This window comes from Candidatus Poribacteria bacterium (genome assembly GCA_016866785.1).
In the GTDB taxonomy this organism is placed as follows: domain Bacteria; phylum Poribacteria; class WGA-4E.
This window is the reverse complement of record VGLH01000027.1, coordinates 1-11,704: the sequence shown is the minus strand read 5'-3', so window position 1 is coordinate 11,704 and position 11,704 is coordinate 1. Positions and strand designations below refer to the sequence as shown.

Genomic DNA, 11,704 nt, shown 5'->3' with positions numbered 1-11,704 from the left:
ACGGGAATATACGGTCAGCGCACTGTCGCGTCAAGAACGTCGCCGGTCAGGTGAGCGTTGACAGCGCCTCCCGGTGCAGCGCCAGCACGCGATCCGCCGTGTCCGTCGGGGCTTCGTGCTCGCCCAGGTCGAGCCAGCGGATCCGCCGATCCGACCGGAACCAGGTGAGTTGGCGCTTCGCGTACTGATGCGTATTCCGCTTCAGCAGTTCGACCGCCTTGTCGTGCGTGATCCGCCCATCGAGGGAGTCCCAGAGCTCTCGGTAGCCGAACCCCTGGAACGCTCGCAAACCCCGTGGATATCGTTCCCGCAGCGCTCGCACTTCGTCGACCAATCCTCCGGCGACCATCTGCCGCACGCGTTCGTTGGCTCGGTGGTTCAGCTCGGGTCGGGGTCGCCGCAGCCCAACGGCGACGCACCGGTATCGGGGCTCGCCGTCCCACTGGGACCGTAGCTCCGAGATCGGCGTGCCGGTCAGTTCATAGACCTCCAGAGCGCGAACGATGCGCATCCGGTCGTTTCGGTGGATCCGGGCGGCGGCTTCGGGATCGAGCTCGGTCAACCGTTGGTGGAGGTGCTCGCTGCCCTGCTCGTCGGCTTCCGCGTTCAGCCGGGCGCGTATCTCGGCATCGGCGGACGGGCCCTCGAACAGCCCGTCCATCAGGGCCCTGAAATACAGCCCAGCCCCGCCGACGAGGATCGCAGCCTTGCCCCGCGACCGGATATCGGAGATCGCCACATCGGCTCGGTGCTGGAAGTTGGACGCCGAGAAGGGCTCATCGGGGCGCACACAGTCGATGACATGGTGCGCGACGCGGCTCTGTTCATCGGGGGTCGGTTTCGCCGTTCCGATGTCCATCTCACGATAGACCTGGCGTGAATCGACCGACACGATCTCGCCCGCCAGCGCTTCCGCGACGAAGATGCCTACGGCGGTCTTGCCCACCGCGGTCGGTCCGAGGATCGCCAGCAGGAGCGAGCCCTGGTCGGACATAACGCCGATCCGTCAACCCGATGAACGGGCGAACCGGATGCTGAACGGAACCGGTTGCCCTGAAAAGGCGAGGTGGAGCTCGTAGACCGGAGGTCGCCACTCATAGGAGTACTTGGAGCCCGCAGCGGCGACGGAGACGGGCACCCGGTTCTCTGGAACGTGGAACGAGAGCGTCCCGCGCCCCTTCTTGAGCGCCTGGCACACGCCCAGCAGTGTCTCGCTGCGCTCGTCCCACCCGAGCGTCTGTAACTCGACCTTGCCCTGGGACACGTGGAAGTCGGTTGCCAACAGGCAGGGGGCTTCCGTCTCCTCACGGAGCACGAACAGCTTCGCCGACCGTGGAGGAAGCGCCTGAACCGAGAACGTGCGCTGATAGGAGCCGAAGAACTGTCCGTCCCAGAACTCGTACGCCAAGTAGTTCTTCGACTTGTTCAGGTTCAGATCGCTGAACTGCACATCGACATCCTCGAAAACGTCGGACAGGTTGAGCAGCGCCAGCACCTCCCACGACCCGAACGACGCCTCGACCGACTGCGTCCATCCGTAGGTGTGCACGCCCTCCTGGAGCGGCACGGGTCGCGCCATCATCCCCATCAGCGGGAAACACTTGGCGAGAAGGTCGCTCTCATCGGCTTCGAGCGTCGCCAGATCGTCCGCGAACGACAGATGACCTCCGGACAGGATGCCGAGCGTCATCAGAAGCTGGCTCTCGTTCCGCGGTCTGCCTTCGATAAAGCGCAGGGGGCCCAGCTCCATATCCCACCAGTAGCCCTGCGTGTACCACTTCGCCGCGTAGGCGCGCAGGAACTCGCGCAGTCCCCACTGACCTTCCCAGAGAGCCGCTCTACCCTCGTAGTAGAGGTCGAGACCCGCGCTGCTGTGGTGCGATCCACCCAGGATGACTCCTTGGGGCATGTCCGCCAGTCCGAGACGGCCCGCCGGAGCTACTTCGTCCTTGACGTCGAGAAGCAGCTCGCACGCAGCGCGAAGGATCTGCATCCGCGTCAGGCTTCGTCCATGCCATCGGAACCGGGAGACATCGTCAGCCGCCAGATCGCGGAACGGGAAGAGCGACGTGTGGAGCGTGTCGAAGCCCCAGTCGCGATAGACGACCGACAGGCGCTTCCTGAGATAGTCGCGCGTCAGCGGATGCGTCGGATCGAGCGCGACGCAGTTGGTCGATGCCCCGGACGAGAAGGTCGCCGGTTGACTGTTCCGAAGTTGGAGAACCGCAGGCTTGAACGCCGGCTCCACCTCGCCGTCGATCAGGAACGTGTGCAGGTCAGCGCCGATGCCCAGCCCTTGCCCGTGAGCCGCCTCCACGACGGGTCGAACGCCATCCGGGAAGTTGCGCGTCAGCTCTTTCTGCCCGCCGGCACTCCAGTCGCCCATCAAGCGCAGATGCCGCAAACCTCCGTCTCCGATGACGAACGCGCCCCCGTGCCTGCCCAGCCACGTCAGCACGGAATGGACGCGCTCTGCGGCGGGCGGCGAGCCCTCGCCAACCCGAACCGTGTTCGTGACGGCTGGTGGCTCGGTGATCGGCTCGCCCAAGCGGTCGCTGACGACGGCAGCATAGTGGCGCTGCGCTTCGGCTGCAGGCGTGCTCACGTTGATGTAGAGCGGCTCCGACGACAGTTCGGAACCCGGTTCGCAGACGGCTCCATCGCACGTCTGGAACACGCTCCATGTCCCGATTCCGTGCTGAGAACGGTCCTCCTCGGAAGTGCTCTCGTAGCCGACGGTGGCTCCGCTCCACCAACGCTCTGCCGCGAGAAACCCGAACGCAATCGAGCGCTGCGTTCTGGGGTGCAGAACGATACCGTCTGAGATGTATTCCGTCGAAAGGGAGTCTGGATAGACGACGCCGTCGCGGATGGTCTGGAACCCTCGGGCGACGTGCCCCGACCCATTCAGGTAGACCAGGCACTCAGGGGGTTCGCTGCCGAGGTAGAGACCACCAACGGGCTTGCCGTCGGCTCTCGGCACTTCCACGATCGCGAGCCGGTCCACCGACACCGGTCGGTCGCCCTCGCTGCATACCCGCACGGAGACGATTGCGAACGGCAGGTCGGAGTAGACGTTCAGAACCACTTCGGTTCGGAGGGAGTCGCCCTGCACCGCGTGCGAGAAGACGACTTCGGCTCCGTCGCCGAACCGGTCAGACGTCGCTTCGGCGGCGTGGAAGCTCCGAAGGCACGCGTCGGACGTCGCTCGCACCTTGCCGTCGGTCTGCCTCCACTTCGCGCAGACGCCGCGAATGAGTTCGAAGCCGCTCGAGTCGGCGTAGCTCCACAAGCCCGTCAGCAGGTCGTAGGACACCTGAAGGTCGCTGTTCCGCACTGTGACGGACGAGCCCCGCCGCATGACGGAAACGCTCCCAAAGCCGCTGCCCATGAGGGGTCTCTCTCCGGAAGTCTAATAACTGGGATCGCTGGGGGTTCAGGTCGGACGCGCGGGAACCACTCAGGCTGTGCCATTCCTGGTTGCCGGATCGAGTGGACCAACCCGCGCCCTTTCGCACGCTCGTGAGTAGGCAGGCAGTCAGCGCTCAGCCTGGGCATCGCTACGAGGCTGAGAAGAACGCGAAGCGCGGCGCAGAAAATCGGTGAGCCGGAACAACCATGTCGGCACGGCGTTCCATGTCATGGGCGCATGTGATGGAGATCGAATGGCGGAGAGGGAGGGATTCGAACCCTCGAAGGGGTTTCCCCCTTAGTGGTTTTCGAGACCACCCGATTCAGCCGCTCTCGCACCTCTCCGCTTGAAGCCTTCGACCCCGAAAAAACGCCCGCAACAGCTCGCGGCATTCATCTTCGCAGCAGCCGCCAACCGCTGCAACCGTACGTCCGCACCGACCATCGGACAACAGCTCGTACCGCGAGTGCACCGCTCCGGCCTGCGGCTCGGGCACGCCGTAGACGACACGCGATACGCGCGCCTGCCAGATCGCGCCCGCGCACATGGCGCACGGTTCGACCGTCACGTAGAGCGTAGAACCCTCAAGGTTCCACCGCCCCAGCGCGAGTCCGGCTTGCCGGAGCGCCACGATCTCGGCATGCGCCGTCGGATCCCGATCCGACTCCCGACGGTTCCAGCCCTCGCCGACGAGGCGACCGCTCACCACAATCACGGCGCCCACCGGCACATCGTCCGTCGTTCGCCGCGCGGCTTCGATGGCGAGGCGCATCCACGCCGAGTCCTGTTCGGTGGGATAAAACACTCTCGCCTCCAAGACCGTGTGCCCACGCCTTCTGGCGAGCTCCCTGATATTCTGTCGCGGAATCATCGCGCGTTCAAGTCAGATTCCGACGGCGTGCGCCGACGCGCCGACGGTGGCATGCTCCGGACACCCCGCGGAGGACTGAATGACCTACGGCGCCGACGTCTGCCAAGACCTTCGCCGCGCGACCCGACTCGAATGGCTGGAGCCCAACGGGATCGGGGGTTTCGCCTCGGGAACCGTGTCCGGCATCGCGACACGCCGCTACCACGCGTTGCTCGTCGCATCGCTGCGTCCACCCACAGACCGAACCGTGACACTGGCGGCTTTGGACGAAACGCTGCACAGCGCCGACGGTGCGTCGTGGTCGCTAGCGTCGCACGCGTACCCAGGCGCCGTTCACCCGCATGGGTACCGGCACATCGTTCGGTTCGACGCATATCCCTATCCGACGTGGCACTTCGCGCTGCCGGACGGCACGCGGATCGAGAAGTCGGTCGCATCGATCCACGGCAGGAACCTGGTCGTCGTCGTCTACCGACTGCTCGAAGGCGCAGGCGGGGTTTTCGAGGCGCGACCTCACCTGGCATGGCGCGACTATCACGCCCTCCAGCGCGAGGACGCGACGCTCTCGCGCCCGTTGGACGCCGCCGCCGACCTCGTCACGTACCGCCCGCCCGCCCGATACCCGCCGCTCGCCATGCGTCATTCAGGAGCAGCGGTGTCGCACGACTCGTGGTGGGTCCGACAGAAGCGCTACGCTGTCGAAGCCGATGAGCGGGGTCTCGACCACCTCGAAGATCATTGGAGCCCGGGCTCCTTCATCGGTCGCCTGACTCCCGACTGCCCGTCTTTCTGGGTCGTCGCCGGCGTTGGGTGCGATCTCAGCGGAGACGGTGACACTCTTCTGGCATCGGAACGCCAACGCCGTGAGTCGGCTTCGCGTCCCATCGTCGTCGCCGACTGGGTATCGCCCCCCGCCGCCGACTTCCTGCGGGAGTCCGTGCGCCGAGGCGGAGACTACATCGTCCGCCGGGGAGATTCGCAGTGGACGATACTCGCCGGCTACCCATGGTTCACCGACTGGGGCAGGGACACGATGATCGCGCTGCCCGGTCTGACAATCGCCCGAGGCGAGGCATGGCTCGCCCGCGAAGTGCTCGACGCCTTCGCCTCCTATTGCGACGGCGGGATGATCCCGAACCGGTTCCCCGACACCGGCGAGACCCCTTCCTACAACACCGCCGATGCCACGCTCTGGTTTGTCGAGGCGATCCGCCGCTACGCGGTTGACGTGCCAGACGATCCGGTCGTCCGAGATTCGTGGTACCCGACTCTGAAGTCGATATTGGAGGCGCATCGGTTCGGAACGCGGTATGGGATCGCCGTCGACGACGACGGTCTGCTCCATGCCGGCGTCCCCGGATCGCAGCTCACCTGGATGGACGCCAAGATCGGCGATTGGGTGGCAACGCCGCGCGTCGGCAAGCCGGTCGAGATCAACGCGTTGTGGCACAGCGCGTTGAGAACCGTGGAGCGCCTGGCGCGAACCTACGGCGACGATTCCTACGCGGACATGTGCGCCGAAGACGCCGACCGAGCCCGCGCCGCGTTCCGAGCGCGGTTCCCCAATCCCAGAAGCGGCGCGCTCTACGACGTGATCGACGGTCCGGACGGCGACGACCCCACACTGCGACCCAATCAGGTGATCGCGATCAGCCTGCACTATCGGTGTCTGGATCGAGCCGACGAGCAGCGGGTCATGCGGCGCGTTACGGACGCGCTGCACACGCCGTTCGGGCTTCGTACCCTTCCGCCGAACCATCCTGGCTACGCTGCCACTTACGACGGCGACGCGCGACGACGCGACTCGATCTACCATCAGGGCCCGGTGTGGAGTTGGCTCTGGGGTCCCTACGTGACGGCGTACCGCAACGCCTTCGGCGACGGACACGCGTTCCGGGCCCAACTCGCCGACTGGCTGAACCGTCTGGCGCTGGATCGAGACGCTCCCGGTATCGGCGGCGTCGCCGAGCTGTACGATGGTCATGAGCCCCACCGGGCACGCGGCTGTCCGTGGCAGGCTTGGAGCCTTGCCGAGGTCTTGCGCGCGGCTTGGGACGCTGGCGCCTATCAACCGTCGCCGAAGCATGGCGGCGAATGCTGAGCCATTTCGACGTGAGCGCTTCTTCGCCACCCCATCCTCCCGGTCTGCGGGCGTACATCACCGGCGCAGCGCTCTGCGCGTTCGTCGGCGTCGGCACGGCGACGAACATGATGGTCATTCACGGTTCGTACATGGCGATCGACTTCAGCGCCGCCGCCGCCGTGTTCCTGTTCTTCGTGTGGACCGCCGGCGTCAATCCGCTGCTGGGTCGGGTTCGCCGCCAGTGGGCTTACGGGCGCGACGAACTGCGCGTCATGTACGTCATGATGCTGGTCGCCTGCGCGATCCCGACGATGGGCGTCGTGGCGCAGCTTCTGCCGATCATCACGTCGCCGTTCTACTTCGCCACGGCGGAGAACAGCTGGGCGGAGATGATCCAGCCGCACATCCCATCGTGGTTGGTTCCCGAGGGAACCAAGACGATCCGCGATTTCTACGAAGGCTTCTCCGGCATGGAACACGAGGTTCCATGGGGAGCCTGGGCTCGCCCGCTCTTGGCTTGGGGAACCTTCCTCGCCGCGCTGTACGTCGTGTCGATCTCGCTCATGGTGATCCTGCGCCGGCAGTGGATGGAACACGAAAGGCTCGTGTATCCGTTGGCGCAGCTCCCGATGGAGATGTCGGGGTCCGATGACGGCAAGGGCTACGCGGCGATCTACCGACAGACGGCGATGTGGGTCGGCTTCGGAATCGCGTTTGGGCTTGGCAGCCTGACAGGCATTCACCACTACATGCCGACAGTTCCGTACCTCGAACCGGAGATCGGGTTCCCGATCTTCCGCAACGTCGAGTATCTCCGTTTCCGCGTCTCGATGCCGCTCATGGGCTTCTTCTACTTGGTGCATCTCGACGTCGCGTTCAGCATGTGGTTCTTCAACCTGCTGAGCCTCGCCGTACGAGGTCTGATGAAGGTCTACAACCTGCGGCTGACGGAGAACCTCGGCATCTACGGGTCGCGTTCACCGGTGTTCGCCCACCAGGGCATGGGAGCCATCACCGTCCTGGTCTTGGGCGGGCTGTGGTCGGCGCGGCGACATCTGGCGGATGTGTTGCGCAAGGCGCTGCGCAGCGGGACGGACGTTGGCGATTCCGGCGAGATCATGTCGTACCGAGCCGCGATCGTCTGTATCGTCGTCGGAACTCTCTACATGGTGGGTTGGCTCGCGGCGACCGGAATGCCGCTGTGGGTTACGCTGACGTTCCTCGGCGCGGCGATGGCGCTCTTCCTGGGTCTGACGCGCATCGTCGCCGAGAGCGGGATGGCGGAGGCGGTCGCATCCACCATCGGATCGTCGTTCGTCATCTCGGGATTCGGGTCGCGCGCCATCGGGCCCCGAGGCCTCGTGTCGCTTGCGCTCACGTACGTATGGGGAGCCGACATCCGCACCTTCGTCATGGCGTCCACGGCGAACGGGCTCCGCATCGTCGAAGGCGTGTCCGGCGGACGACGGCGGGTCTTCTGGGGCATCGTCGCCGCCATTGTCGTCGCGTTCGTGTCGTCGGTCGTGACGTACCTGCCTCTGGCGTATCAGCATGGCGGCTTGAACGGCAACGACTGGTTCTTCGGAGGCGGGGCAGTGGCTCCGTACGAGTTCGTTATCGGCAAGCTGCTCAACCCGGAGCCGCCCAACATGGCGGGATGGGCGCTCAAGGGAGTCGGGGCGGCAGGCATGCTGCTTCTGATGGGGCTCCGCACACGGTTCCTGTGGTTCCCGTTCCATCCCATCGGCTTCGCCATCGGACCGATCTGGATGATGGACCACCTCTGGTTCACCGTGTTCGTGGCGTGGCTGGCGAAGTGGAGCCTACTGCGCATCGGCGGCATCCGCCTCTACCGCCGGGGCAGACCCATCTTTCTGGGGTTCATCCTGGGGCAGTTCGTCTGCAATGGGACGTGGCTCGTGATCGACTTCCTAACCGGCACTCAGGGGAACCGGATCTTCTGGATCTGAGTGTCCTGCTCTTGCCTGCGACGGCGCGATCCCCTGCTTGACCGGTTCCGCCGCCCATGCTAGACTGAGCCTGTTCGAGCTCCGCCACCCAACCGCTCAAGAGAGCACCATGAGCAACGAAGGCGCGCTGAGGCACGAGATCTGCGAGGTCGGTCGTCGTGTCTATGCGAAGGGATATGTCGCGTCCAACGACGGCAATATCACGGCAAGGCTGACCGACGACATCATCCTCGCGACTCCGACCGGCGTCAGCAAAGGCGTTCTGACGCCCGACATGCTCTGCAAAGTGAACCTGGTTGGCGAACAGGTCGAGGGCTACCTCAAGGCATCGTCCGAGATACGGCTGCATCTCCACTGCTACCGCAAGCGACCCGACGTGCGATCTGTCCTTCACGCGCATCCGCCCATCGCGACGGGGTTCGCGGTCGCTGGCATCGCGTTGGACCAACTGACGCTGCCGGAGACGATCGTGTCGTTCGGCTGCATCCCGCTGGCTCCGTACGGCACGCCCGGATCGCAGGCGCTGCCGGACTCCATCGACGGCATCATCGAGACGTGCGACGCGATCCTCCTCGCCAACCACGGCGCGGTGACCGTCGGAGCCGATCCGATGTCGGCTTACTACAAGATGGAGACGATGGAGCACACGGCGCACATCACGTGGGTCGCCCGCAGTCTCGGCGGCGAGCGAGAGCTGACGGCGGATCAGGCGAACCAGTTGCTGGAGCTGCGAGACCGGCTGGGATACGGAAAGAAGGTTCCCCTGTGCGACGTGACGCCGCGTATGCAGGCGCTCCAGGCAGAGCGTGAGCGCCCGGCTCCCGCAGCGCAGAAGCCCGCTGGCGACGCGGAGTTGACGGCGCTCATCACGCGCGTGGCGACGGAAGTGCTGAAAGAGCGCGGGCTGCTCTGACACCGATGATCGCCCATGGACCGATTCCGACGGCGTGAGGTCTGCCTCCGATGATGCGAGGCGGCGTTCCGAAACAAGGAGAACGTGCAGATGGCTGGTGAAGCGCTGGGTCTGATCGAGACGAAGGGCCTTGTGGGATCTATCGAGGCTGCGGATGCCATGGTGAAGGCGGCGAACGTCCATCTCGTCGGCTTGGAGAAGATCGGCGGCGGGCTGGTCACCGTGATGGTTCGTGGCGATGTCGGTGCCGTCAAGGCTGCGACCGAAGCAGGCGCGGAAGCCGCGCGCTCCGTCGGTGAACTGGTGTCCGTCCACGTCATCCCGCGGCCGCACTCCGAGATCGAGGCGATCCTGCCCTCCGTATCGTGAAGCTAGACCTCCGCGACCGTGAGGCGGCCGCATCCTGCGTCGGCAACGGCGCGGTGTCGGTGCGATGCCGCCTATGCCTCTTCTGAGGAGACACCATGGCATCCATTGATGAGGCAAGGGTCCGCGAGATCGTCGCTCAGGTGGTCGGTAAGCTGGCGGGTTCGGGTTCCGCCGAGCCCACGGCTCCTGGCGCGTCCGAAGGCGCGAAATCGGACGAAGACTCCAGAGCCGGGACGCCGGTGCTCTCGGGTCACGGGATCTTCCTCTCCGCCGATGGCGCGGTCGAAGCGGCAAATGCCGCTCAACGGGAGCTGATCGCTCTCAGCATCGATGACCGCAAGCGGATCATCGAGGCAATCCGCGTGACGGCGCGCAAGCACGCCAAGGAGCTTGCCGATCTCGCCGTCAGCGAAACCGGCATCGGACGCGCCGAGCACAAGGTGATGAAGAACACCGGCGCTGCCGACCTGAGCCCGGGCGTCGAAGACCTCAAGTCGGAGGCTCTCACGGGCGACTACGGGGCGCTCATCATCGAGCGCGCGCCGATTGGCACGATCAACGCGATCACGCCGACGACCAACCCCACATCGACCGCCATCAACAACGCGATCATCATGGTCGCTTCAGGGAACACGGTCGTCTTCAGCCCGCATCCACGAGCCGCGAAGTGCACGCTTCAGACGATGGTCTACCTGAACGACGCCATCGTCGATGCCGGGGGCCCGCGGAACGTCCTCACATCCGTCGGAGCTCCGTCGATGCGCACTGCGAAGGCGATCATGGAGCATCCCGACATCGACGCCGTCGTCGCGACGGGTGGAGCGGGAGTCGTCAAGGCGGCGCTCTCCGTCGGGAAGAAGGCGTTTGCCGCCGGCCCGGGCAACCCGCCGGTGGTCGTCGACGAGACGGCGGACATCGCGAAGGCGGCGAAGGACATCGCCGCTGGGGCGTCGTTCGACAACGACCTGCTCTGCATCGGCGAGAAGGAGTGCATGGTCGTCGAGGCGGTCGCGGACAAGCTGATCCGCGAGCTCGTCAATGCGGACTGCTACCTCGTCAAGCCGCACGAGATCCCTCTCCTGATGCGCGTCGTCGCGAAGGACGGTCATGCGAACCCCGAAATGGTCGGCAAGAACGCAGGGGTCATCTTGGAGGCTGCGGGGATTCGCGCGCCGAAGGATACGCTGGTCGCCATCCTCGAAACGCCGCACGACCATCTGTTGGTCATGGATGAGTTCCTGATGCCCGTCCTCCCCATCGTCCGCGCCAAGACGTTCGAAGAGGCGGTGGCGCTCGCTGTGAAGGCGGAAGGCGGCAGACACCATACGGCGATGCTGCACACGGCTCGATTGGATCGCATCCGGACGTTCGCTCAGGCGGCGCAGGTCACCATCTTCGTCGTCAACGGGCCCTCGTTCACCTGCGGCGGGCTCGGCGGCGAGGGCTTCCTGGCGATGACGGTCGCGGGAAAGACCGGTGAAGGATTCACCCGACCCCGCCACTTCACAATCGAACGCCGTATGAGCATCATCTCAAACCTCTCGATCCATACGCACGGCGGCTGACGGCGGTTCGACGACCCGCACAGGACACGGCGTTGCAGACCGACATTCTCCGGCAGCTTCTCGCCAGCGCGGAGGTGAAGCGCCGGGTCGCGCAGGAGCTCCTGCCGCAGATCGAAGCGGCAGCGCGGATGCTGATCGAATCGTATGCCAGCGGCGGCAAGACGGTGTTCCTGGGAAACGGCGGCAGCGCGGCGGACGCGCAGCACCTTGCCGGAGAACTGGTCGGTCGGTTCCTGCGAGAGAGGCGGGCGCTGCCAGCCATCGCGCTGACAGCGAACAGCTCGACCGTTACAGCGATTGCCAACGACTACGGCTACGACGACGTGTTCGCGCGACAGGTCGAAGCCTGGGTCGAGGCGCGAGATGTCCTCGTCGCCATCTCGACCAGCGGCAACTCGCCCAACGTGCTGCGAGCCGTCGAGGCGGCGCGCGCGCGCGGCGCTCGTGCCATTGGCATGACCGGCCGCACAGGCGGCAAGCTCGCCGAGTTGTGCGACATCGTCCTCACCGTGCCTTCGGAC

The 11,704-nt window shown here is 65.5% G+C and carries 9 protein-coding genes and 1 tRNA gene; 6 read left to right on the top strand and 4 right to left on the bottom strand.

The genetic code is table 11. From position 1 onward, the window contains the following. Positions 1-46: 46 nt before the first annotated feature. The 4 genes from miaA to FJZ36_05855 all read right to left on the bottom strand — a co-directional run bounded on the left by miaA (position 47) and on the right by FJZ36_05855 (position 4,283). Entirely contained in the window at positions 47-994 is a 948-nt protein-coding gene (miaA, locus tag FJZ36_05870; GenBank protein MBM3214423.1) for a tRNA (adenosine(37)-N6)-dimethylallyltransferase MiaA, read from the bottom strand. Positions 995-1,006: 12 nt separating this feature from the next. Next, the gene (locus FJZ36_05865; GenBank protein MBM3214422.1) at positions 1,007-3,391 is read right to left on the bottom strand and encodes a hypothetical protein; all 2,385 of its coding nucleotides are present in this window, start codon (positions 3,389-3,391) and stop codon (positions 1,007-1,009) included. 275 nt (positions 3,392-3,666) lie between these two features. Beyond that, positions 3,667-3,756 (bottom strand) — tRNA-Ser (locus FJZ36_05860). Then, positions 3,735-4,283 carry a nucleoside deaminase gene (locus FJZ36_05855; protein MBM3214421.1) on the bottom strand — a complete coding sequence of 183 codons (549 nt, stop codon included), beginning with the start codon at positions 4,281-4,283 and terminating at the stop codon, positions 3,735-3,737. Before FJZ36_05855 ends, FJZ36_05860 begins: the two co-directional genes overlap by 22 nt. A 79-nt stretch (positions 4,284-4,362) precedes the next feature. Between FJZ36_05855 and FJZ36_05850 the strand changes: the two genes are divergently transcribed. The 6 genes from FJZ36_05850 to FJZ36_05825 all read left to right on the top strand — a co-directional run. Beyond that, entirely contained in the window at positions 4,363-6,384 is a 2,022-nt protein-coding gene (locus FJZ36_05850; GenBank protein MBM3214420.1) for a glycogen debranching protein, read from the top strand. Further along, complete coding sequence (locus FJZ36_05845; GenBank protein MBM3214419.1) at positions 6,378-8,336, top strand: hypothetical protein; 1,959 nt, start codon at positions 6,378-6,380, stop codon at positions 8,334-8,336. The genes FJZ36_05850 and FJZ36_05845 overlap by 7 nt, the downstream gene beginning before the upstream one ends. 109 nt (positions 8,337-8,445) lie before the next feature. Continuing rightward, positions 8,446-9,249, top strand: coding sequence for a class II aldolase/adducin family protein (locus tag FJZ36_05840; protein MBM3214418.1), 804 nt, complete (start codon positions 8,446-8,448; stop codon positions 9,247-9,249). 90 nt (positions 9,250-9,339) lie between these two features. Then, complete coding sequence (locus FJZ36_05835) at positions 9,340-9,618, top strand: BMC domain-containing protein (protein ID MBM3214417.1); 279 nt, start codon at positions 9,340-9,342, stop codon at positions 9,616-9,618. A gap of 95 nt (positions 9,619-9,713) precedes the next feature. Next, a complete protein-coding gene (locus tag FJZ36_05830) occupies positions 9,714-11,183 on the top strand; it encodes an aldehyde dehydrogenase family protein (GenBank protein MBM3214416.1) in 1,470 nt (489 codons plus the stop codon). A 44-nt stretch (positions 11,184-11,227) separates the two neighbouring features. Further along, on the top strand, positions 11,228-11,704 hold a 477-nt coding region (locus FJZ36_05825; GenBank protein ID MBM3214415.1), incomplete at its 3' end, for an SIS domain-containing protein.

What these genes read in the sequence shown, in the direction of transcription:
- miaA (MBM3214423.1), bottom strand. Translation starts at nt 994, where the DNA reads ATGTCCGACCAGGGCTCGCTCCTGCTGGCGATCCTCGGACCGACCGCG.
- FJZ36_05865 (MBM3214422.1), bottom strand. Translation starts at nt 3,391, where the DNA reads ATGGGCAGCGGCTTTGGGAGCGTTTCCGTCATGCGGCGGGGCTCGTCC.
- FJZ36_05855 (MBM3214421.1), bottom strand. Translation starts at nt 4,283, where the DNA reads ATGATTCCGCGACAGAATATCAGGGAGCTCGCCAGAAGGCGTGGGCAC.
- FJZ36_05850 (MBM3214420.1), top strand. Translation starts at nt 4,363, where the DNA reads ATGACCTACGGCGCCGACGTCTGCCAAGACCTTCGCCGCGCGACCCGA.
- FJZ36_05845 (MBM3214419.1), top strand. Translation starts at nt 6,378, where the DNA reads ATGCTGAGCCATTTCGACGTGAGCGCTTCTTCGCCACCCCATCCTCCC.
- FJZ36_05840 (MBM3214418.1), top strand. Translation starts at nt 8,446, where the DNA reads ATGAGCAACGAAGGCGCGCTGAGGCACGAGATCTGCGAGGTCGGTCGT.
- FJZ36_05835 (MBM3214417.1), top strand. Translation starts at nt 9,340, where the DNA reads ATGGCTGGTGAAGCGCTGGGTCTGATCGAGACGAAGGGCCTTGTGGGA.
- FJZ36_05830 (MBM3214416.1), top strand. Translation starts at nt 9,714, where the DNA reads ATGGCATCCATTGATGAGGCAAGGGTCCGCGAGATCGTCGCTCAGGTG.